The organism is Clostridium hydrogeniformans DSM 21757, from assembly GCF_000686705.1.
GTDB lineage: Bacteria > Bacillota > Clostridia > Clostridiales > Clostridiaceae > Clostridium_Z > Clostridium_Z hydrogeniformans.
The window spans coordinates 259,111-283,084 of the sequence record NZ_JMLJ01000006.1 but is presented as its reverse complement, the minus strand read 5'-3'; the positions used below and the strand labels follow the sequence as shown (position 1 = coordinate 283,084).

At 27.7% G+C, this 23,974-nt stretch carries 18 protein-coding genes; all 18 read left to right on the top strand.

From position 1 onward, the window contains the following. Positions 1-505 precede the first annotated feature (505 nt). Positions 506-1,471, top strand: coding sequence for an AAA family ATPase (locus tag BR69_RS0103895; protein ID WP_051623470.1), 966 nt, complete (start codon positions 506-508; stop codon positions 1,469-1,471). 12 nt (positions 1,472-1,483) lie between these two features. After that, positions 1,484-2,605 (top strand): DUF58 domain-containing protein, encoded by a 1,122-nt coding sequence (locus BR69_RS0103890; RefSeq protein ID WP_027632024.1) that lies wholly within the window; start codon positions 1,484-1,486, stop codon positions 2,603-2,605. Beyond that, on the top strand, positions 2,605-3,852 hold the full coding sequence (locus BR69_RS0103885) for a hypothetical protein (protein ID WP_027632023.1): 1,248 nt from the start codon (positions 2,605-2,607) through the stop codon (positions 3,850-3,852). Before BR69_RS0103890 ends, BR69_RS0103885 begins: the two co-directional genes overlap by 1 nt. Before the next feature lie 1,016 nt (positions 3,853-4,868). Next, entirely contained in the window at positions 4,869-5,459 is a 591-nt protein-coding gene (locus BR69_RS19810) for a hypothetical protein (RefSeq protein WP_051623469.1), read from the top strand. A 406-nt stretch (positions 5,460-5,865) separates the two neighbouring features. Further along, a complete protein-coding gene (locus BR69_RS0103870) occupies positions 5,866-6,222 on the top strand; it encodes a DUF6514 family protein (protein ID WP_027632022.1) in 357 nt (118 codons plus the stop codon). A gap of 917 nt (positions 6,223-7,139) precedes the next feature. Next, positions 7,140-8,357 carry an NAD(P)H-hydrate dehydratase gene (locus BR69_RS19805; protein ID WP_034849313.1) on the top strand — a complete coding sequence of 406 codons (1,218 nt, stop codon included), beginning with the start codon at positions 7,140-7,142 and terminating at the stop codon, positions 8,355-8,357. A 57-nt stretch (positions 8,358-8,414) separates the two neighbouring features. Next, the gene (locus BR69_RS0103860; protein WP_027632021.1) at positions 8,415-9,014 is read left to right on the top strand and encodes a germination lipoprotein GerS-related protein; all 600 of its coding nucleotides are present in this window, start codon (positions 8,415-8,417) and stop codon (positions 9,012-9,014) included. Between the two features lie 458 nt (positions 9,015-9,472). After that, on the top strand, positions 9,473-9,784 hold the full coding sequence (locus BR69_RS0103855) for a hypothetical protein (RefSeq protein ID WP_027632020.1): 312 nt from the start codon (positions 9,473-9,475) through the stop codon (positions 9,782-9,784). After that, positions 9,735-10,097 carry a type II toxin-antitoxin system PemK/MazF family toxin gene (locus tag BR69_RS0103850; protein WP_027632019.1) on the top strand — a complete coding sequence of 121 codons (363 nt, stop codon included), beginning with the start codon at positions 9,735-9,737 and terminating at the stop codon, positions 10,095-10,097. Before BR69_RS0103855 ends, BR69_RS0103850 begins: the two co-directional genes overlap by 50 nt. A gap of 590 nt (positions 10,098-10,687) precedes the next feature. Continuing rightward, positions 10,688-11,512, top strand: a complete 825-nt coding sequence (locus tag BR69_RS0103845; RefSeq protein WP_027632018.1) for a transketolase — start codon at positions 10,688-10,690, stop codon at positions 11,510-11,512. Continuing rightward, on the top strand, positions 11,512-12,453 hold the full coding sequence (locus tag BR69_RS0103840; RefSeq protein WP_027632017.1) for a transketolase family protein: 942 nt from the start codon (positions 11,512-11,514) through the stop codon (positions 12,451-12,453). Before BR69_RS0103845 ends, BR69_RS0103840 begins: the two co-directional genes overlap by 1 nt. Before the next feature lie 402 nt (positions 12,454-12,855). Further along, a complete protein-coding gene (locus BR69_RS0103835; RefSeq protein ID WP_027632016.1) occupies positions 12,856-13,707 on the top strand; it encodes a YitT family protein in 852 nt (283 codons plus the stop codon). A gap of 665 nt (positions 13,708-14,372) precedes the next feature. Then, the gene (gene ftsE, locus BR69_RS0103825) at positions 14,373-15,059 is read left to right on the top strand and encodes a cell division ATP-binding protein FtsE (protein ID WP_027632014.1); all 687 of its coding nucleotides are present in this window, start codon (positions 14,373-14,375) and stop codon (positions 15,057-15,059) included. Then, the gene (gene ftsX / locus BR69_RS0103820) at positions 15,025-15,939 is read left to right on the top strand and encodes a permease-like cell division protein FtsX (RefSeq protein ID WP_242840647.1); all 915 of its coding nucleotides are present in this window, start codon (positions 15,025-15,027) and stop codon (positions 15,937-15,939) included. The genes ftsE and ftsX overlap by 35 nt, the downstream gene beginning before the upstream one ends. A 1,196-nt stretch (positions 15,940-17,135) precedes the next feature. After that, positions 17,136-18,392 (top strand): S41 family peptidase, encoded by a 1,257-nt coding sequence (locus BR69_RS0103815; protein WP_034849312.1) that lies wholly within the window; start codon positions 17,136-17,138, stop codon positions 18,390-18,392. 12 nt (positions 18,393-18,404) lie between these two features. Continuing rightward, positions 18,405-19,697 carry a S41 family peptidase gene (locus BR69_RS0103810; RefSeq protein WP_027632011.1) on the top strand — a complete coding sequence of 431 codons (1,293 nt, stop codon included), beginning with the start codon at positions 18,405-18,407 and terminating at the stop codon, positions 19,695-19,697. Between the two features lie 546 nt (positions 19,698-20,243). Next, positions 20,244-20,924, top strand: a complete 681-nt coding sequence (locus BR69_RS0103805) for an ABC transporter ATP-binding protein (RefSeq protein WP_027632010.1) — start codon at positions 20,244-20,246, stop codon at positions 20,922-20,924. A gap of 11 nt (positions 20,925-20,935) precedes the next feature. Beyond that, complete coding sequence (locus BR69_RS0103800; RefSeq protein ID WP_027632009.1) at positions 20,936-23,503, top strand: ABC transporter permease; 2,568 nt, start codon at positions 20,936-20,938, stop codon at positions 23,501-23,503. The last annotated feature ends 471 nt before the right edge of the window (positions 23,504-23,974 follow it).

The window sequence follows — 23,974 nt, the reverse complement described above, 5'->3', positions numbered from 1 at the left end:
GAGTTATAAGAGAGAGAATTTCTTACTTATTATTGTTTATAAAGGGGTTTTATGATAATTTACTTAATTATCATAAAACCCTTTTAGATTAGCATAATTATTTGTAAAACTATTTAAGAATTATATAACTTTATATAGGTGTTAAATAGAAATAGAGAGACATAAATATATGTAAAAGAAGGTAGATGAGTTTAAGTAATTATTTATTATATTATTTAAACTATAGGACTTACCCTTATCTTTTACTATATCTATGTCTTTTTGTGTAAAGTAAACTATTGTTGAATTTTTATATGAATTAAGAGTCGAGATATTAAAATAGATTATATGAAAGTATTCTATAATTATTATAAAATATAGAGTACAAAGGGTTAATTTGTAGAATAAGGTAAGTTTTCATGGAAGGTTAATAAAAATGGTGATAAAATATATATACTGAAAAGTTTTAATATTCTTTAAAGTGAAAGGGGGAAGCTATATTTGATTTTAATATAGCTATGATTATATGAAAAAAGCAGATTTAAATATAGAAAAGTTTATTGAGTTTAAGAATAAGGTTCATAATAATGTAGGAAAAGTAATAATAGGGAAAGAAGATAAAATAGATAAAATAATAGTTGCTTTTATAGCTTCAGGACATGTCCTTCTTGAGGATGTACCTGGCACAGGAAAAACAAAGCTTGCTAAGGCATTTGCAGCTACTTTAAATTGCTCATTCAAGAGAATACAATTTACTCCAGATTTACTTCCATCAGATTTAACAGGGATATATTTTTATAATCAAAAAGAGTTAGATTTTCAATTTAAAAAGGGACCTATATTAAGTGAGTTTGTTTTGGCTGATGAAATTAATAGAGCTACCCCAAGAACTCAATCGGCTCTTTTGGAAGCTATGGAAGAAAGACAAGTTACAGTAGAGGGAAATACAATAAAATTATCCAAGCCCTTTTTTGTTATGGCTACAGAAAATCCTGTGGAACAATATGGAACCTTTCCTCTGCCAGAAGCACAGCTAGATAGATTTTTCTTAAAGTTATCTCTTGGATATCCTGAGTTCTTAGAAGAAAAAGCTATATTAGATAGGTTTATTCAAAATGATCCTTTAGAAAAACTAGAAGGTATCATTGGTAAAGAGGAAATAAGCTATGTTCAAGAAAATTACATATATGTTGAGGTAAAGGATAGTATAAAGGAATATATATTAAATATTATAGAATCAACAAGAAGCCATAGAGATATACATCTTGGAGCATCCCCTAGGGGAAGTCTTGCTCTTATGAAGGGAGCACAAGGCTATGCTGCTATAAATGGAAGAGACTATGTAATTCCAGAGGATGTAAAGACAATGGCTATATCAATACTCAGCCATAGAATAATTCTTAAATCAAGCCTAGGAGGAGAATCACATAGAGCTAAGGGTATTATTGAAGAGATCCTTAATACCGTAGAATCACCTTTAGAAAAAATATAGGTGGTGAGGAGCATGGGGGCGTATATATCATTTGTAGTTTTATTAATTATTGGAACAATTTTAGCTAAGAAGGTAGTGGACACTGGGTTTTATAATTTAGATATAAAAAGAGAGATAAGTAAGTCAAAGGTAAATATAAATGAAGTTTTTGAAATCACAACTATTATAGAAAATAAAAAGAGACTTCCTATATCTTTTATCACAATAGAAGAGGAGTATAGTGGAGAAGTTAAGAGACTTCTCAGTAATGATGATTTTCAAGATAAAAGTCATTTTTATTATAGTACATATAGTATTTCAGGAAATGAGAGACTTAAAAGAACTTATAAGGTGACCGCTAGTAAAAGAGGGGTATATATTCTTAAAAATATGAATGTATCCATAGGGGATTACTTTGGATATGCCATGGAAAATAGAGCTATAACAAATCTTTTAGAAATAGTAGTATATCCTAGGGTGATAAGTTTAAGAGAATTAAATCTTAACAATAATTCTCTTCAAGGAGAAGAGATTGTTAAGAGATGGATATATAAGGATCCATTATATGTGAAAGGTATAAGAGATTATACTCTAGAAGATAGGATGAAGGATATACATTGGAACTCTAGTATGAAGATGAATAGACTTATGGTAAAGGAGTATGATACTACATCAGAGAAAAAAGTTATGTTTATATTTAGTAATCAAAATACCACTCCTTTTTGGTCCGTTGTAAATACTGAGGATATAGAAAGAGGAATAGAGGTTATTGTGGCCTTAGGCAGAGAATTTATAAAAAGTACTACTCCAGTAGCTATTTCAACAAACAGTCAGATAATAAATATGTATGAATCAACAGAGATAAGAACTTTTCCTTATACTAATAATTTCTCATATTTACTAGAGATAGGAGCAAGAATAGATATAAGGTCTAGGGGAGAATTTAGTAAACACTTAAGAGATATTTTAAGAATATTAGATAGGAATACCATATATATTGTAGTGGCAGCTTTCTTAGATGAAGAAAGTATAAATATAATAAGTAAAATAAACTCCTTAGGCTTTACTATAAAGATAATAGATACATCAAAGGATGAGGCAATACCTAAGATATCATTTATAGAAATCATAAGCTATAAGGGGGTAAGAGGATAATGAAATTTATAAATAAGCATATAAATTCTTATAGAATTATAAAATTGTTATATACATTTTTTATAGCCTCTTTTATGTTTGCTTTAGAGATAAGTATTGTATCGCCTATGTTTAAAGTTAGGGTAGGATATAAGGATTTATTGATTTTAATACTTCTAGGACTACTTATACAAGTGGCTACTATTAAAGAAATAAAGACTAAGGTATATTTTCCTATAATAATTATTTTGGAGCTTTTATATAGCTACCTTTTTTATAGCTTTAATAGGCCAGTAAATAATATGATTTTAATATTTACATTCTTAATAGTTTATTTATTGATTTATATTTCATTAGATGAAAGTGCAATATATCATGAGTATTATAAAAGACTTGGAATTAAAACTAGTATTATATTATTAAGTCTTATAGTAAGTTATATTTTTATAGATGATTATAATAAAAATATTTTAGGAAAAGTATATATAATATATATACTAAGCTATATAAGCCTTCTTAGAGCCAGTAGGAAGGTATTTTTTAAAGTATATACTATGAAAGATGGGAAAATTAATTTAGCCTTATTAGTAGGAAGCATGTCTATTTTTCTTCCTTGGACTAATAGCCTTATTTATAGCTTAAAAACAATATATGAAGCTATTATGGAGCCCATAGTAGTTTTAGTAGCCAACATCCTATACTACATTATAGGATATCCACTTATGAAAATAACTAGAGGGGGAGGAAATAAGGCTGTAGAATTCAATAACTTTAGTAATTTAGAGAAGTTTGAGGGGAACTATAGGGAAGACTTATATTACAAAGAGTTTAAGATTATTGCCTATATTATATATGGAATAACCTTAGTTCTTTTCATATATATGGCATTTAGAATACTAAAAAGGATAAGGATAAAAAAGACTATTAAGGATGAATTTATGGAGGAAAGAGAAAAAATATCCATAAAAAAAGATAAGAAGATTTTTAATATGTATAGGGAACTTAGGAATAAGGATAATAGAGAAAAAATCTATTATTATTATAGAAGTTTTTTAAAGAAAGCTAAGGAAAAGGACTTATATAAACCTCATATGACTGCAAGACAAGTTTATGGAAAGGTTAGAGGAGAAATAAGAGGAAAGGATAAAGAACTTTTAGATTTAAAGGATATATATAATAAAGCTAAGTTTTCTAGTGAAGAGGTGACTAGTGAAATGACAAGTGCTGTAGAAAATGCATATAAATCTGTAGATAGAACTTTAAAGTAAATCTATAGTGTTTATGTAGTATATGGCATCGCTATAAGGCAAGAGATATAATTGAATTATGTGTAAGAGAAACTATAGAGAATCCTAAGATTACTCATTGTGATAATGCTGACTGTGAACGGTGTTATGGAATACCCAACAAAAATGGAGATATGCTACTCTTTTATGGAGCAGCATATCTCCGTTTTTTGTAAGCGTCCCGTTTTATGGGCTGCATATAGTTCATGGTAAACTGATCTAAGTGGAATTTTAAGTATGATTTTTTAGTTTTTCGACTAGTTTAAATCCAGTCTTTAAACTTATATAATTCCTTTTCTGAGTTTGGTGTTACTGTAACAAAATATATATTTATTGCAAAAGTATTCTTAATTAGAATTTCTAAAACAATTGGTGACTTTATTTTTAATAAATCATTCATATATAAAATCATTGTATTTAACATATTGAATATAAATATATTATGAAAATAGCAAAAAGTAAATAAAAAATACAAATAAGTAATAATATTGAAAATGAAGTGAGTGGAAATTGGGGAAAGTATTCATTATTGACTAATTAAAGTTAATTTAAGGATTAATATAGTTATCTTTTGTATTTATCACATTATAATAAAAGCTTTCGAGTAGATTCATAAAAATAAGAGATGTGAATGTGTTACATCTTATAAATGATTCTTAAAAGAAAAATATTTTTATGGTTTATGGTTACTCTAAGAATAGGAAGTAAGATTTTTATTTTAGCTATGGATAAATCCTTAACTTATCCATTAAAAATATCATTGACTTGTCTTGCTTTAGCCAGGTGGATAAATTAACTTTAAAACTTAAAACCCTATATAGGGTTTTAATATAGATACTTAACTTATCCATTAAAATATCATTGACTTATCTTGTTTTAGCCAGATGGATAAATTAGCTTAAAAACTTAAAACACTGTAGAGAATTAGTAAGAATATAAAGTTACATACAGCTATAAAAGGTATTTACAATACTATAGATAAAATAGGAGGTGGTAATATGGAGAAGAAAAGTTATTTAAATAAGAATTATAAAAATTTTAAAGAGTTTCTTTCAAAGGCTTCCTCCATGGAGCTACAAAGTTTTATACTAAATTCAAAATTTAAGAACAGATTTAACTTAGAGGTAAAAGGCATTATAGATGATATTAAAAGTAAAGGAAATGTCTTAGAAGTAAGTTCTAAGGAGATTATTTTTAATTCTAAGGGAGAAATATCTATAATAAGTTCTAGAATAATAGGAGAATTTATAGGGTCTAAATATGAAGAGGATATAATAAAATATTATAAAAATACAGGGATAAGTAGAGTTATACATGCTGTTATAGATGGGAATGAGAAGGTTCAAGGAGATTTTATCAAAATAAGTTACAAGGTACTACATGATATTTTAAATATTATATATTATGACTTAAATTTTATAAAAGATATTAGTGAAGAATTTAAGGAGAAGTATATATTGAAAGATAAAAATAATAATATTAGTCCAATTAGTATGATATCACTTTTTATTGTAGAAGATATTTGTATGTATTTAGGTATACCATTAATACTTTTTAGAGAATGTATAATAGGTTTTAAGATAACATAATGTTACATATTTTGTATATTTAGAATAAGTATGGAAGAGGGAATTTTAAAATTGATAGGTTATATATTAAAAAATATAATTCATTAATTCTGAAGTAGAATAAAAATATAGAACTTTATTATTTACTTTGATTCTATTAAAAAAATATATAAAGAAAATTACGACAAAAAAGTGGATGAATCATAGAATAAGAGCTCCAATGTAGCAATGTAAAGAGAGTTTAAAGATATGACGGAAAGATATTGTAGGATTGTTAGGAAAATATGTCATACTATGTTGTAAAAATCTTTTTTTACAAACATGGTATGACAGTTTTTTTATATTTTTAATGATATTATATATATACACGAATTTAGGAGATATTTAAGAGAAAATCATTGTTAATTATTTAGGGGGGAATCTTAAGATGGTAATAGTAGAACAACTTACAAGAGCTGACGAAAATGAAGGGAAAAATATGATATACAGCTATAGAATGATAAAGAAAATTGTTACACTTCCGTTTTATGATTTAGGTAGTGAAGTTCAATGTTTTGGCATAGAAGTAGAAAGACAGGATTTAATAAATGGAGTGGTAGTATCTATAGAAAGAGATTGGGTGGAAGCCATAAGTCCTTATAGACATAAGGTTAGAGATCTTTTGAAATTATTATACGATAATAAAGTGTCGCCACTTCACTTAGTAGACATACTATCTGAGTATATAGATGAATACGTTTTAGATTTCAATGAAAGTGAATTTCTAAAAGTTTGTACAAACTAAAACATATATAGAATGATATACAGTAACAGTATTAATTTTATAAAGATAATTTTATAGGGTTTAACTTTACTTAAATCCTAGATTTATATAAATATTTTAAACTATATTTTATATTTCAAAGTATCTTAAAGAAGATGTGATTTAGCTATTATTTTTATAATCTAATATCAATGAACTTCATCATAATATGTATATTTTAAACATTGTATATAGCCTACATCATTAAATATAAGAGGAAAATCCTTAATATTTTAAAGACAATTAAGGAGAAATATATTTATATTAAAATAATATACTTTATATTAATTTAACTCCTTGTGCTAGTTAATTTATAATATTAAAATTATTAGCTTTTAGGAGTTAAACTTTTATATAGGATTTTTAGTTTATATATGATTAACTTCTGGGGAATGAAGGTATTAAGCTTCCTATAAGGGGAGTTTTCACTTAGAAATCTTGTATAGAGTTCCTCAATCTAAAATTAACTTATACATGTTATTTATTCATTAATAAGTAAGACTTTTAAGGTATGTATAAGTTAAGAACTGACATAGTAAACCTATAGGGTTTTAACATAAACTCTTAACTTATTCATTAAAAATATACTTAGTTTACCTTGCTTTGGATAGATGTATAAATTAACTTTTAAAATTAAAACCCTGTATTTTATAAACTTAAGTTAGGAATGTTATTACAACTAAGAAAGTAAAGGGAGAAATTCATATTATCAATATATTTATGTTACTATAAATACATAGGGTGAAGGGAAGAAGGCTAAGGCTTAAATAAAATTAAAAAAGATACTAGTGGATAGGTTCGATATTAATAAGTAATATACTATAATATATAGTTAATTTATATTATTATATGTAGTTGTAGAAATAGTTAAGGTTATAGGAAACTTTGGAGGGATAAACTTGGTAACTAGTATAGGGATAGATATTATTGAAATAGACAGGATAGAGAAGGCTTGTAAAAATAATAGGTTTATAAATAGAGTTTTTAGTACTAGAGAAATAGAATATATAAAGTTTAGAGAGAATAGCTATGAAGTTATAGCAGGAGGTTTTTCAGCTAAGGAAGCAATAAGTAAGGTTTTAGGAACAGGTATAAGAGGATTTTCCTTTAAAGACTTAGAAATATTAAGGGATGATCTTGGTAAGCCTTATGTAGTACTTAATAATGAAGCTAAGAATATTGCAAAGAATAAAGAGATAGACAATATACATATTTCTATATCCCATAGTAAGGGAAATGCCATAGCCTTCGCACTAGGTGAAGGAAGAGGAAGAATAAATAAAAATAACAATAATAAATATAGAAATTTTATAAAGTCTCTAATACCTATAAGAAGTAAGGATGGTCACAAGGGAACCTATGGTAAAGCATTAATTTTTGCTGGATCTCCTGGATATACAGGAGCAGCTTATTTAAGTGCTTTAGGTGCTGTGAAAAGTGGAGCTGGAACTGTAACATTAGCTTGTAATAAGGATATTTTAGATATAATGTCTATTAAACTAAATGAAGCTATGGTTAGGGAATGGGATTTTAGTCATGATAATAATATTATTGAAAAAGCATCATCTATAGCTGTGGGACCAGGGCTTACTACTAAGGATTCAACTAGAGAAATACTTGAGAAAATAATTAGAGATGCTTCTTGCAATATAGTAATAGATGCAGATGGGCTAAATGTACTTAAAAATAATTCAAGTATACTGAAAGAGAGTAAAGAAAAAATAATTATAACACCTCATCCAAAGGAGATGAGTAGGCTAACAGGATATGAAGTTTCTTATATAAATTCTAATAGAATAAAGGTGGCAGAAGGGTTTGCCAAGGAAAATAATATAATAGTTATTTTAAAAGGGATGAATTCAGTAATAACTGATGGAGAAAATACATATATAAATCCAACAGGAAATTCATCTATGGCCTCAGGAGGAATGGGAGATGTACTTACAGGAATTATATGTGGTTTATTAGCCCAAGGAATTCCTCCCCTAGATGCTACTTTAATAGGAGCCTATGTCCATGGATATGCAGCAGATTTACTAGAAAAGGATATGTATTCTATAAGTGCCACAGTATTGGCAGAAAAAATTCCATTTGTAATAAAACATATAATAGAATAAATCCTCTTAAAAGTGAATATTAGTATTAGTAAGAACAATTTTTAAGGAAGGGGCTTAATGAAAAGAAAATCATACCTATTAGTAGTAATTATAGGGATAGCTATTATTTTATCCTCTTGTAATTTAAAACAAAAATCAGAAAAAAATATTATAAAAGATCTTAGTAAGTTAAAAACTTATGAAGCAAAGCTTAATGTAACCTTTAATAATTTTAGGGAAGAAAGAGAAGAGAATTGGACACAAATATACTCAAAAGATTTAGGTTATATAATTAAGCTAGGAGAAGATAGAACATATTTTTATAAGGATGATAATATATATGTTACAGATAACATAGCTAATAAAAAATATGTTTTAGAAAAAGAGTTTGATGAACTCTACAAATATACGGTGGTAGAAGAGGTTCTTAAACTTTTAAATAACCCAGATAGTAAAATTAGTTGTAAAAATATAGAAGGTAAAAACTATACAATTGTAGAATTAGTAATACCAGGAAGTAATAGAAATCTTGTTAGGGGTGAGGTTATTATAGATAACAGCACAGCTAAATTAGATAAATTTACAATATATGATTTAAAGGGGGATGAGAGAGTAAAGATATTATATACAGAATTTTTAAAAAACAAAGAAGTGGATAAATACTTGTTTCAAGAGTAACTTAGGAAGATAGGTATAAGTAACTATTAGTAAAAAGTAGAAAACTATAAAATAGAAGTTAAACCATATAATCCTAGGATAAAAGGAAATATTACTTTAAATTATAAAATCAATATAAGACTATTCCTAGATTCATGGTTAAATCATAGGAATTCATGGTAGCTATATTTGATATTCAGTACGAGTCTCCATGGAGGATTAGATTAGATTATTAGAATAAACAATAATGGATAGAAATTGAGGCAGTAATAGATTAGACTTGATGGAACCATAATATACAAAATAAATTATTAGAAAAAATAATTGGTTCCAAAGGTATACATAAGGGATCGAGAGGGGATAACATAAAGAAATTATGTCTAATCTTACAAAATCCTTTGACATATTGACAAAAATAGCAATATAATTATATAGGATACATATTTTTCGTCATAGAAAATAGGAGGTATTGTATTAATATGTCAATTGTCAAAGGAATAAGAAGAAACCTCTCTGATAAACATAGAACAAAAAAAAGTGATATAGTTAGTAAAAATCAGTGTCAATTTGAGGCGGAAGACCTTATATTATATAGAGATAAGGATTGTAAATACCAGGACTTAAAAAGTGGATATCAAGAGATGGCACAAATCAATTTAGAGTTTTCAGAATTATCATGTGCCTATGATTTAGATCAATGTTTAGAATATGAGTCATGGCTTTCGGAGAGTGATATGTCTAATGACACAAGTTATAGTAAAAAGAGGAGATATATTTTATGCAGACCTTAGTCCAGTAGTTGGATCAGAACAAGGCGGTATAAGACCAGTTATTATCCTTCAAAATGATATAGGAAATAAATATAGCCCTACAGTTATTGTTGGAGCTATAACTTCACAAATTAACAAAGCAAAACTTCCTACTCATGTTGAAATATCATCAGAGGAGTATGGACTAAATAAGGATTCTGTAGTATTGCTAGAGCAAATAAGAACTCTAGATAAAAGAAGGCTTAAAGAAAAGATAGGACATATGACAGACAGTGATATGGAGAAAGTTGATAAGGCTTTGTTAATAAGTATGGGATTAAATTTAAATACTTAGAATATAAAGAGAGCTGCCTCAAAATAAAAATTGAGGCAGCTTATTCTTTTATAAAATTGGGGACGGTTAACAACAAAGAGTACTTAAAAATTAATATTTTTAATAAAATATTGGGGACAGTTAACAATAAAATTTACTTAAGTGTTAAGGATTTTAAGTAACAAATAGGATTTAGAGAGAGAAATAAGAACTATAGATTAAGGGAACCTATGATTAAGATTTAAAGTATAATTTCTTAATAAAAGCATATTTGTTGTTAACCGTCCCCATTAGATTAACCTTAAACCTATATTAGAGAATAATAATAAAGATTTAAGATAAAAAAGGATAGTAAATATATATTTATATTAATAAAAAGAGTTAAAAACAAAATAAAAAGGATATATTAATAAAAAAATGTGCTACATCTTAGTTGTTTTTTTTAGTTTTTATGATACAATTATTTTGGAGATTTTTAAGAGAAAAATAAAAATAGTTAAATACTTGTTTGAATAATTTAGTATAATAATAATTAATAATATATTATTCAATTAAAATCATAGATAGTGATTGAATAACTCCATTACATAGAAAAATCAGGAGGGGAAGCTATGAAGATGAATATTGAAGAATTAAAAAGCATGGCTAAAGTAATAAGAAAGGATATTGTTGCTATGCTTACTGAATCAGGTTCAGGACACCCAGGTGGATCACTTTCAGCAGTAGAGATATTAACAACTCTTTATTTTAATGAAATGAACATAGATCCTAGAGAACCAAGGAATTTAGATAGAGATAGATTTGTTTTATCAAAAGGACATGCAGCACCAGTACTATACAGTACTTTAGCAAGAAAAGGTTTCTTTAATCCAGATGAACTTATGACTTTAAGAAAAATAAATTCTAACCTTCAAGGACATCCAAATATGAATGAGGTACCAGGAATAGATATGTCTACAGGATCTTTAGGTCAAGGTATATCTACAGCAGTTGGTATGGCTATAGCTGGTAAATTAGATAAAAAAAATTATAGAGTATACTCTTTACTTGGAGATGGAGAATTACAAGAAGGTCAAGTTTGGGAAGCAGCTATGTCAGCAGCTCACTATAAGTTAGGGAATTTAACAGCATTTATAGATAACAACGGATTACAAATAGATGGTAAATGTGAGGATGTAATGAATCCAGCACCTATAAGCAATAAATTTGAAGCTTTCGGATGGAATGTTATAAGTATAGATGGACATGACTTTGAAGCTATACTTAAGGCTATAGAAGATGCTAAGAAAGTAAGCGATAGACCAACAGCAGTAGTATGTAATACTGTTAAGGGTAAGGGTGTATCATTTATGGAAAATGAAGCAGGATGGCATGGAACAGCTCCAAATAAAGAGCAATGTGAAAAGGCTATATCTGAAATAGGAGGGGAGAACTAATGGGAAAGAAGTTAGCTACTAGAGAAGCTTATGGAAAGACTTTAGCAAAACTTGCTACTGAAAATGAAAATGTTGTAGTTTTAGATGCAGACCTTTCAAAATCTACAAAGACAGCAGACTTTAAAGCAGTGGCACCAGAAAGATTTATAAACATGGGAATAGCAGAAGGCAATATGATGAGTGTTGCAGCTGGAATATCAACCTGTGGGAAAATTCCATTTGTTAGTACCTTTGCTATGTTTGCAGCAGGAAGAGCTTTTGAACAAATAAGAAACTCCATAGGATACCCTCATTTAAATGTAAAGATATGTGCAACTCATGCAGGGCTTACAGTAGGAGAAGATGGAGCATCTCACCAAGCTATAGAAGATTTAGCTTTAATGAGAAGTATACCAGGAATGACAGTTATATGTCCTTCAGATGATGTAGAGACAGAAGCAGCTATAAGAGCTGTAGCCAAGATGGAAGGACCATGTTATGTAAGACTTGGTAGATCAGCTGTAAATACAGTTAATGATAATGAAGAGTATAAGTTTGAAATAGGTAAGGCAGTAACCTTAAGAGAAGGAAAGGATGCTACCATAGTAGCCACTGGTATAATGGTGGATGCAGCATTAGATGCTTATAACACTCTTGCAGAAGAAGGAATAAAGGTAAGAGTTTTAAATATCCATACAATAAAGCCTATAGATAGAGAAGCTTTAGAAAAGGCAGCAAGAGAAACAGGGGTTATTGTAACAGCAGAGGAACACAATGTAATAGGTGGACTTGGTTCAGCAGTAAGTGAAGTTATAACAGAAACTTATCCAGCTCCAGTATTAAAGGTTGGGGTTAAAGACACCTTTGGAGAAAGTGGAAAACCAGCTGAATTATTAGAAAAGTATGGCTTAACAGCTTCAGATATAGTTAAGACAGTTAAAAAAGCATTACAGTTGAAATAATATGTAAAAGACGTAGCTTAAAATGTAAGCTACGTTTTTTTATTAAATAACTTAAAACTTCATGGGACTTTCTAAATCTATGAGTAAGGATAGTGTATATGATTTATATTTAGGTGGATTATATAAATTTATTATGAAGGAATGAATAACCATTAAATAAGGTATGTTTAGTTGTATCAAAGACAAAAGAAATTTTATATGGTAGCACAATAAAGTATAAAGTAATAAATTTTATCTTTATAAATTTCTTAAGTACAAAAATACGTAATAACTTTCAAATAATTTTATATATTTACAAAATACTCTTTTTTATAATAATTATTTATCTTATAATAATTAAGTAATTTTAATTATTTGAATTTATTATAAGATAAATCATTTAAATCTTTAGGGGGTAAACATATGAAAGTAAATAAGACTTTAAGGGAATTTTCTATAATGAGTTTAGGAATGCTCCTAGTTGCTATTTCAGCTGAACTTTTTCTTATTCCAAATAATATTGTTTCTGGAGGGATAACAGGTCTTTGCATTGTGGTAAACAATTACATTCCGATGATATCCGTTGAAGCCTTATCTATAATTATAAATATGGTATTATTTGTAGTTGGTTTTATATTTATTGGAGGAGAGTTTGGTGGTAAAACCATATATGCTGCATTAGGACTATCAGGTACAATGTGGATTATTAAAACTTTCTTAAATCCAGTAGCTATAACAAGTGATTTAATGTTAACAGCTATTTTTGCACCAGTATTAACAGGTACGGGACTAGCACTAGTTTTTAGTCAAAATGCATCCACTGGAGGGACTGATATAATAGCCAAAATAGTTAATAAGTATGTAAAACTAGATATAGGGAAATGCATGCTTATAATAGATGCTATAGTAACTATTATGGGGGCAATAACTTTTGGGGTTCAAAAGTCTATGTATGCAATAATAATAGTATTTCTTAATGGAATGATTATAGATAAAGTTATAAATGGATTCAATGCATGTAAACAAATAATGATATTAAGTCATAGCAATGATAGAATAAGAGATTACATAATGAATGAAATTAATAGAGGATGTACTGTAGTGCCAGGAAAGGGAGCCTATAGTGGGGTGGAAACAGATATTCTTTATTCTGTATTAAGTAGAAAACAGTTTATAGAATTAAAATCTTTTATAAAAGAAATCGATCCATCTGCATTTATAATAGTAGTTGATGCTCATGAAGTACTTGGAAAAGGATTTGGAAATATAAATTAATAACTAAATAGAATATCTATAAAACACTATAAGTTTATTTAGAAGATAATAAATTATAGTGTTTTTTTAGTTAACAGAGGATTTTTAATATTTTCATCTTAGAAATTAACTTATACATAACTTCAGATTTCGAATAATCAAGGTGAAATTTTATGTATAAGTTAATATAAATGAAGTGTATTTTTAATATAGGGTTTTAAGTTTAAAAATTAATTTATACACCTTGATGAATCAAGATAGATCAATAAAACTTTAATGAATAAGTTAAGACTTAATATTAAAGCCCTATAAGTAAGTTAAGGGGTTAAGTTTAATATGTATATATGAGTGAAGTAATATGAACTCAAGGTGTTTTAATGAATAATTTTAAGAGTTATATTAAAAACATATAAGAAAGTTAAGAGAGTAGTTACCTATAAATGGTATTATAGATTAATCAATCTTTGAATTCTAATAAGGGAATTAAAGTATAATAGAATTAACATATTGTATAGTATATATAAGAAAAAGTTACAAAATATAACCAAAAATATAACTATTTTTTTAATAATAAAAATAAAACTACAAATACCTCCATGTTATGATATAATTATAAAGAATATTATGTATGAGATTATTGAGATTATTGAGATAGATAAAGTATTAAGAGTTAAGGAGTTAAAGGCATGATTGAATTTAAGAATGTATGTAAAAGCTATGATAATAATGTAATGGCGCTTAAGAATGTTGACGTTAAAATTGACAAGGGTGAATTTATATTCTTAGTAGGAGCTAGTGGAGCAGGAAAATCTACTTTTATAAAGATGCTTCTAAAGGAAATAGAACCAACATCAGGATCTATTAATGTTAATGGAAATGACTTAAGTAATATAAAAAGAAAACAAGTTCCTTATTATAGAAGAAAAATAGGAATGGTATTTCAAGATTTTAGATTAATACCAACCTTAAGTGTTTATGAGAATGTTGCTTTTGCTATGAGGGTTATAGAAGCAAATCCTAAGGATATAAGAAAAAGAGTACCTATGGTTTTAGCTATGGTAGGACTTTCAGATAAGCAAAAAATGTTCCCTACAGAACTATCAGGAGGAGAACAGCAAAGAGTATCTCTTGCAAGAGCTATAGTTAATAATCCAGCTATACTTATAGCAGACGAACCTACTGGTAACCTAGATCCAGAGACAGCAAGTGGAATAATGGAAACATTAGATGATATAAATAAATCAGGTACTACAGTAGTTATGGCAACTCATGCTAAGGATATAGTTGACATTATGAAGAAGAGAGTTATTGCTATGGAAAAAGGAAGCATAGTAAGAGATGAAAAGAGAGGTATGTACGGTTATGAAGATTAATACTTTTAAAAACTTTATTATGGATTCTTTAAAAAGTTTAAGAAGAAACAAAACTATAAGTATTGCATCTTCCCTTACAGTTGCAGCTACTCTATGTATATTTGGAGTATTTATGCTTGTTGCTTTAACTGTTAATAAACAAGTGGAAAATGTTCAATCTAAAGTTGAAGTTGTTGTTTACTTAAATGAAGGAATTACATACGGCGATCAAAGAAATGTGGAAAATAAATTATCAGAAATAGATGGAGTATCAGAAATACGTTTTGAAAGTAAAGGACAGGCCTTAAATAAGTTTAAGGATCAATTAGGAGAGAATAAAAATCTTTTAGATAGTTATAGTGAAAATGAAAATCCAATGCCAACTTCTTTTATAGTGAAAATTAATTCGCCAGAGCTTGCAAAAGAGGTTGAGGGTAAAACAAAGGACTTAAAAGGTGTTGAACAAGTAGGTAATCAAAAAGATCTTATAGAGAAGGTATCAAAAATATCATCTAGTATTAAATGGGTAGGTGTTGCCGTATTCATAGTACTTACTAGTGTATCTTTATTTTTAATTGCCAATACTATAAGACTTACAGTGTTCTCAAGACGTCGTGAAATAGGTATAATGAAGTTTGTAGGTGCTACAGACTGGTTCATAAGATGGCCATTTATAATAGAAGGAGTAATTCTTGGAGTAATTGGAGCCTTAATTTCTAATGTGGTTTTATACTTTGGATATAAGGTTTTCTATGGAAAACTTACAGAGACATTAATAACTTCCCAACTAGTATCTCCAACATATGTTGTAACCTATATGTTAATTGAATTTATATTAGCAGGTATGTTTGTAGGAGCTCTAGGAAGTGCATTATCTTTAAGAAAGTTCTTAGATGTTTAATATATAAGATAAGATAGAATTCACCTTTGCATTTTGCAAAGGTGAATTTATTTGATTTAATTTAATTATGTTAAAATAATGTATGATAATTAGGAAAGGTTTAAATATATGTTGTTATAGGGTTTAAAAGTGAAAACGTAACTTATACATAGCTTCAGGTGCCCATTAATCAAGGGGGAAGTTAAGAGTTTAGTTAGAAACCCTATAGGTTTAAGTTAGAATTATAAAGATTAAAGTATATAAAAAATTTTATATTATAATATATATTAGTTTAAGTATAGACATACTAAGACTTTAAGAATAATATATTTTTATGATAGGAATGTTTAGGCAATATAAATAATATTTATCTAATGAATATTATTTATATTTATGGTTTAAATTAATTAGTATTCACATTGCATATTTATAATATTAAATGTAGAATTGAACATATGAATATATTAGAAGTTTATAAATAATAATATTTAAAATAAAATAAATTAATTAAATTTAATTTATTCTATAAACATAGGCATCTATAGTGAAATCTAAATTTATTGAAGAAAAATTTAAGGAATAGTTTGAGTTTAGATTATGGATAATTATATAGGCTTACTATGTAACTTCTTAACTTATACATCCATTAAGAGTATGATTTCTTAATGAATCAATGAAATGTATAAGTTAATTTTATATGGATGAACCCTATAATTAGGGCCGTAATATTTTATTTACTTAAGAGCAAGATATAAATAGGAGATAGAAATTAAAAAGTTACATATTATATTAGGTATTTATACTATAGGGATTTAAGAATAAAATTTAACTTATTTATTAAAGTTTTATTGATTTATCAAGGGGTATAAATTAAGTTTAAAACTTAAAACCCTATAAGAAAAATTAAATTAAAACTTAATATATATTAAGTTTTAATTAAGGGATTTCATTAGTAACTTAAGGTTTTTTAATGGAAAACTTGTCTTATACATTACTTAAAGGATACTTTTATAAAAACATAGGATAATGTATAAGTAAAAAAGTCTAAAATAATTTTTTAGTATGTAAAAAAAGCTAAGTTGTTTTAAACATATATAGAGATTGGATGGGTAAATTATATAATAAATTAATATTTAAATTTAATAATAAAAAATTTATAGGTAAATAATAATAGTATTACAGTAATAGATGGTTATAAATGAAAGGGTGTTATATATATGGATAATGAACAAATCAATAAAAGTAATAGAAAGAAGAAAAGAATACGTAATATAGCTATTGGGGTTGCAATCCTTTTAGTTACTAATGTATCTGCTTTTTGCTTTGGAACTGTAGCAGCGGTTTCTATACCAGGGATGGGGGTTAATTCCTTTAAGATTTCAAAATCCTTAGAGGGAGTAAATGATGTATCGAAATTTAAGAAGATGTTTGAAGTTAGAGATTTAATATATAAGCTTTATGATGGAGAAATAGATGAAGATAAATTAGTAGAAGGAGCGGTAAAGGGAATGACTAACTCCTTAAACGATCCTTATACTGTATTTATGAATCAGAAGGAGTTTTCAGATTTTAATGAGAGAAATGAAGGCAGTTATGTGGGCGTAGGACTTCAGGTTGGAGTAAAAGGTAACGATATAGTTATAATTGCAGTTTTTGAAGGATCTCCAGCTGCTAAGGCAGGCGTATTACCAGGAGATGTATTAAAGAAGGTAAATGATGTAGAAGTTACAGGGAAAGAATCAGATAAGGCTGTTTCTATGATGAAAAATGGAAAAGTAAAAGAAAAAATAACCTTAACATTAGAGAGAGAAGAAAAGGGAAGTTTTACAACTGATGTGTATAGAGATACAATAAGTATGGTAACTGTAAAAGGAGAAATGCTTCAGAATAATGTTGGTTATATACAATTATCAATGTTTGATGAACATACAGGTGATGCCTTTAATGCTAAATTAAAAGAACTTCAAAGTGCAGGAATGAAGGGATTAATTTTAGATATTAGAGAAAACCCAGGCGGACTTTTAAATGAAAGTATAAAGGTCTTATCAAACTTTGTAGAAGAGGGAAAAGTAATAACCTCTACTATTGATAAATATAAAGCTGAAAAGAAGTATACATCTAAAGGTGGAAGTGCTATAGGAATGCCTCTAGTTTTACTTATAAATGAAAATAGTGCTAGTGCTTCAGAAATAGTAGCAGGTGTAATAAGAGACTATAAAATAGGAACTTTAGTTGGAAATAATACCTTTGGTAAGGGAATTGTTCAAACGGTGCTTAATCTTAATGATGGTACTGGATTTAAAGTTACAATATCAAAATATTACACACCAAATGGAGAAAATATTCATAAAAAAGGTATAGCACCAGATGTAGAAGTTAAGATGCCGAACGAATTAAGAGGCAAGGATTTTGATAAAAAGAATGATCCTCAATTTAAGAAGGCCTTAGAGATAATTAATGAAAAAATTAAGTAGGAGGGTTAATTAATGAATTTGACTATATATACGCTGAAGTCATTAGCTTATACCATAGCTAATCCTTCAATGGCACTTGTACTAATACTCCTATGTGTATTTTTATATAGAAAAAATAAGAAAATTACTATGATGCAAAAAATTATGGTGGGAGAGAGATTTATCTCTCCCTTGGAATTAACTATTTCTCAGTTAGTTCTTGGTATTTTAGGCGGTTTTATAGGAAGTATAATTTTAACTAACCTAGGGGTTATGTTTCATGAAAACTCTGGAATAGATTTAATATTTTTATTTTCATTTTTACTTATGTTTATTAAACCTAGATATATATGTTTTTCCTACTCAGGGGCAGTTTTAGGTTTGCTGGTTATAACATTAAATTCATTAGGAAGTTTAGGAATAATTAAAAGTACATATTTATCCAATATACAGTTAGATATTATGTCACTAATTACTCTTATAGCAATACTTCATATTATAGAAGGGATTCTGATTGCTATAGACGGTTCTAAAGGAGCTATACCAGTATTTACTCATAAGGATGGTAAATTAGTTGGTGGATTTTCTTTTGAAAGATATTGGCCTATACCTATAGCTATAATGTTTCTAACAACTAGGGATGCATCCATAACAGGAAGTTTTATAGATACGCCAAGTTGGTGGCCATTAATAAGAGGAGAGGTAAATATGGCACTGATTGGTGCAGCTATTGCAAGTGTGATTCCTGTTTATGGTGTTCTCGGATATAAGAGTATTACTTTTACTAAAAGTAAGAAAACAAAGGTTTTAATATCAGGAATATTTAATGTTATATATGGAATTATATTATTTGGAGTAGCTTATTTAACTAAATTTGGACTAGCTGCTAGTATTATGGCTTTAATTTTAATGCCAGCCTTACATGAAGGGATGATATTTCTTCAAGTGCTTATGGAAACAAGGGATAAGGCAAAATTCTCAAGTGATGATGAGGGGATTACAGTTTTAGAAGTAGCACCTAACTCAGAAGCTTGGAAGGTAGGCATTAAAAGTGGAGATAAAATTTTAGAAATAGATAATAACAAGGTTCTAGAATATACTATGATTTATGAGGCAATTAGTAATGGAATTAAGGAATTTAGGTTAAAGATAAAAGATGCTAAAGGAACTATAAAAGAGGTAAGTATAAATATGCCTAATGGAAATAGAAGGCTTGGATTAGTACTTATACCTAAGGTGGTTCCAGGATATGATTCAATGGTTCAAATAAAATCAAAGAGTTTTAAAGACATATTAGACAATTTTAGAGATAAAGATAAAAAGTAATAGGTAAGTATAAGGCTTCAGAAATAAGGAGTTTTATACTTACCTTTTATTTTAAAACTTTTGAAATCTTTGGGGACGGTTAACAACTTTAATGACCAATCTAATGATAAATATAAGGGACAGTTAACAACTTTATGTACTTTATATTTATATAAAAGTAAGAAATTTTGCAAGAAATAAGTTATTCACTGTATAAAAATATAAGTATTTTAATTATTAAGTTAATGCTTATATAGGGATTTAAGAATAATTTTTAACTTATTCATTAACGTTTTATTGATTTATCTTGATTTATCAAGGTGTATAAATTAACTTTTGAACTTAATTTATACATATATCCAAGGACAGATAGATCAAGGATATTTTTAATGAATAAGTTAAGTGTTTATGTAAAAAACCCTATAAATAAATGATTAAGTTGTTAACCGTCCCCAATTACAATTAGGATTATTACTAAACTGTAAGAAAAGAATATGCTTAATAGTAAGATTCATCATGTAATATTAATGGTATAAAGAAAGTAAATAATTTAGGGAGTGAACATATATGGAGATACTTAGGATTGAGAATTTATCTAAGATTTATGGAGATAAGAATAATCAGGTTAAAGCTTTAGACAATGTTAGTTTTACTATTAATAGTGGAGAATTTGTTGCTATAGTTGGAGCATCAGGGTCAGGAAAGAGTACTTTACTTCACCTAATAGGAGGATTGGATAGACCTAGTAGTGGAAAAGTTTATGTTGATGGTCAAGATATATATAGCTTAAAGGAAGAGAAACTGTCTATTTTTAGGAGGAGAAAAATAGGTTTTATATTTCAATTCTTTAATTTAATACCTATATTAAATTTAGAAGAGAATATATCGTTACCAGTACTTTTGGATGAGAGTAAGGTGGATAAGGAATATTTGGAAGAAATAATAGACCTTTTAGGACTTAAGGAAAGAAAGTCTCATCTTCCTTCTGAACTTTCAGGAGGACAGCAACAAAGGGTTTCAATAGGTAGAGCTTTAATCACTAAACCAGCAATAGTTTTAGCTGATGAGCCTACAGGAAATTTAGATTCTAAAAATTCAAAAGAAGTTATTGAACTTTTGAAATTATCAGCTAGGAAATATAAGCAAACATTAATTGTTATAACTCATGATAATAACATAGCATCAGAAGCTGATAGAATCATAAATATAGCAGATGGAAAAATAATTAAAGATGAGTACTTAAGGTAGGGGGGAGTAATATGATTAAATCTTATAAGGAGTTGACCCTTAGGTATTTAAAAAATAATAAAAAGAGAAGTATTTTCACTTTAATTGGGATAGTTCTTTCTGTTGCCTTAATAACTGCAATATGTAGCTTTTTTCCTTCTATAGATAAGTCAGGAATTAACGCTGTTAAGTCACAAAGAGGGGCATGGCAGGTTGGATATAAGAATCTAAATAAGGACTTAATAAATAAACTTAATAGTAATCCTAAGGTAGAGGATATGGTAACCATTAAGACTATTGGGAAAACAGAAATAAAAAATGGATTATCCATAGATTTATTATCATTTAAAGGTAATATAGCACCTCTTATGGCACTAGATGTTAAGGAAGGAAGTTTACCTAAGAACACTGAGGAAGTTGCATTAGAACAGTGGATAATTAGATTTTTAGGAGAAAATATAAAGGTTAATGATAAAATTTTTTTAAATACAGGTGGGGATGACAAAAATCCCAAGATGGAAGAATTTAAAGTGGTGGGTATACTCAAAAATAATGAAAAAACCCAACAAAATAAATCGGCTAGGGCAATATATTATGATGAGAGTTTAGATGGAAAGGGAGAGCAAGTTTTTATATCTCTTTATGAAAAAGGAGATTTGAAAAAGAACATAAATGAGCTTAAAAGTATACATGAGGAAGGAAGTGTTTCTTTAAATAATGATCTTCTTAGATATCAAGGGGGGTTAGAAGGTGATAATGGATTAAATTCCATACTTTCAATGGTATTTATAGTAGTAGGAATAGTTGTTATAGCCACCATAGCTATAATTTATAATGCTTTTAACATAAGTGTAGTTCAGAGAATAAAGGACCTGGGACTATTAAGAACCTTAGGGGCAACTCCAAGACAAATAAAAACCATAGTAAGAAAAGAAGGAATAATATTAGGAATAATAGCTATACCACTTGGAATAATTTCAGGTATTTTAGCCTTATTTATAATATTTATAATTTTTAATGCAATGCCTTCACAGTTTTCAGAGGGAGGATTTAAGCTAGAAATAGCAATAAAATATAATATTCTTTTAATAAGTTCAATTATTGGATTTATAACTATATATATATCTGCTATATTTCCCGCAATATATGCTTCTAAAATATCACCATTAATTGCGGTAAATTCAAGAGCTTTTGTAACTAAAGAAAAAATAAGTAAGAGAAGAGGAAAGCTTTTAAAGAAATTTGCTAAAATTCATGTAGTTATGGCATATAAAAATATAAAAAGAAATAAAAAACGCTACAGAGCAACCATTTTTTCTTTAACAATAAGCATAGTTTTAGCTATAGTATTTATAACCTTTGCTAATATAGCCTTTGGCGGAATACCTGTTGATAATAATTTATCTAGGAAAGTAGATATAAGTATAAATTTAGATGAAAAATCTAGAGATAAGGCAGAGGATATTTTAGAAAAAGTAAAAGCATTAGATGAAATAGAGAAAATTTATGTTCATTATAATACCTCTACTAGGGTTGCAATAATAAAAGAAAAGAATTTAGATTCTAGGCTTGTCGATTATTATAAGGAATTAAAGAACTATAACGAAATATCAATTAACTACAAAGGAGAAGAAGCTTTAGGGATTCCAAGTGTTGAAGTAGGATATGATCAGTATAATCTTAGTGGAATTAAGGGTTATTTAAAAGATGGTAAAATAGATATAAATGAAATGGAAAAAGAAAATGGGGTTTTAGTTGTAAATGATAATAGTTTTAGTATTAAGGGAAAAGGGCCAATAAGTGGAGATTTAACAAAACTTAAGGTTGGAGATGAAATATTAATAGGAAAAAAGGAAATGATCAATGATAATGGGGTAAGTATTGAAGAAAGGGCATCTTTAAAGGGAGTACCTATTGATGAGAATAATTTTATTAGGGTAAAGGTTCTAGGGGTTCTCAGTAAAGAGCCTATGGATATAAGAAAAACTAAGGGAGCGAAAATTATAGCTTCTCCAAAGACTTTGAAATTAATAGATGATATGGCAGAAAATAAGGTTGCCATTAATCTTACTTTAAATAAGGCTGAAGACATAGATAAGGTAATAAAAGAACTTGAGAGAATATCTGAAGAATTACTAGTTTTTCCAACTATTGTAAATGAGGTTGATGGAAATAGATCTTTAAGAAATACCTTTCTTCAAGCTAATATTTTAATATATGGTTTTGTAATAGTAATTGGGCTTATTGGAGTAGTAAATATAATAAATACAGTGAATACTAATTTAAGTTTAAGACGTAGGGAGCTTGCAGCTTTAAGGTCCATAGGAATGACTATGAAAAGATTAAATAGGATGATACTTTTAGAGGGATTACTACATGGAGCAATAAGTTCATTAATTGGAGGAATATTAGGAGCATTGATTTCAAGCTTTATGGTTAAGGCATCTAGTGGTTATGGAGGTATGAAGTTTTCTATGCCATGGGGAACGATTCTTATAACTAGCTTTATAGCTATACTGGTATCATGTTTAGCAGTAATTCCAGGAATTAAAAATCTAAAAAAAGTAAATTTAATTGAGGTTTTAAAAGAAGACATATAGGGACGGTTAACAACTTTTAGCACAATTTTAAATAAATTTAATTATCTTTATTATAGTTTAAATAGGGGTATAGGGAGTAGAATACTCCCTATAGTATAATTTATATAAAATACTAGGGACGGTTAATAATATTTAAGACAATTTGTATTTATATTTGGGTATGATTAATTAATATTAATATAGTCTAAATGGAGACTTAGAGAGGATTAACAATCCTTAGCATAATTTATATAAAACATTAATAGGGCTTTATTACTAGAGTAAGTTTAGTAGTAAGGCCTATTTAATATATAAATATTATTAAAATATAAGTGACTAGAAAGTAATATGGTAGAATATTCATTAGGAAAGAAAATTATAGGTTTTATTTAAAGAAAAATATATAAAAAAGTGCGATAATTTAAAAGATGGCAAGTTTATAATTATATAAAAGTAATCATATGTAGTTAAGTTCATAATACTTAAAATCTT

Bases quoted from the DNA above. Each gene is read 5' to 3' on its own strand.
- BR69_RS0103895 (WP_051623470.1), top strand. From the start codon at position 506: ATGAAAAAAGCAGATTTAAATATAGAAAAGTTTATTGAGTTTAAGAAT.
- BR69_RS0103890 (WP_027632024.1), top strand. From the start codon at position 1,484: ATGGGGGCGTATATATCATTTGTAGTTTTATTAATTATTGGAACAATT.
- BR69_RS0103885 (WP_027632023.1), top strand. From the start codon at position 2,605: ATGAAATTTATAAATAAGCATATAAATTCTTATAGAATTATAAAATTG.
- BR69_RS19810 (WP_051623469.1), top strand. From the start codon at position 4,869: ATGGAGAAGAAAAGTTATTTAAATAAGAATTATAAAAATTTTAAAGAG.
- BR69_RS0103870 (WP_027632022.1), top strand. From the start codon at position 5,866: ATGGTAATAGTAGAACAACTTACAAGAGCTGACGAAAATGAAGGGAAA.
- BR69_RS0103860 (WP_027632021.1), top strand. From the start codon at position 8,415: ATGAAAAGAAAATCATACCTATTAGTAGTAATTATAGGGATAGCTATT.
- BR69_RS0103855 (WP_027632020.1), top strand. From the start codon at position 9,473: ATGTCAATTGTCAAAGGAATAAGAAGAAACCTCTCTGATAAACATAGA.
- BR69_RS0103850 (WP_027632019.1), top strand. From the start codon at position 9,735: ATGACACAAGTTATAGTAAAAAGAGGAGATATATTTTATGCAGACCTT.
- BR69_RS0103845 (WP_027632018.1), top strand. From the start codon at position 10,688: ATGAAGATGAATATTGAAGAATTAAAAAGCATGGCTAAAGTAATAAGA.
- BR69_RS0103840 (WP_027632017.1), top strand. From the start codon at position 11,512: ATGGGAAAGAAGTTAGCTACTAGAGAAGCTTATGGAAAGACTTTAGCA.
- BR69_RS0103835 (WP_027632016.1), top strand. From the start codon at position 12,856: ATGAAAGTAAATAAGACTTTAAGGGAATTTTCTATAATGAGTTTAGGA.
- ftsE (WP_027632014.1), top strand. From the start codon at position 14,373: ATGATTGAATTTAAGAATGTATGTAAAAGCTATGATAATAATGTAATG.
- ftsX (WP_242840647.1), top strand. From the start codon at position 15,025: ATGAAAAGAGAGGTATGTACGGTTATGAAGATTAATACTTTTAAAAAC.
- BR69_RS0103815 (WP_034849312.1), top strand. From the start codon at position 17,136: ATGGATAATGAACAAATCAATAAAAGTAATAGAAAGAAGAAAAGAATA.
- BR69_RS0103810 (WP_027632011.1), top strand. From the start codon at position 18,405: ATGAATTTGACTATATATACGCTGAAGTCATTAGCTTATACCATAGCT.
- BR69_RS0103805 (WP_027632010.1), top strand. From the start codon at position 20,244: ATGGAGATACTTAGGATTGAGAATTTATCTAAGATTTATGGAGATAAG.
- BR69_RS0103800 (WP_027632009.1), top strand. From the start codon at position 20,936: ATGATTAAATCTTATAAGGAGTTGACCCTTAGGTATTTAAAAAATAAT.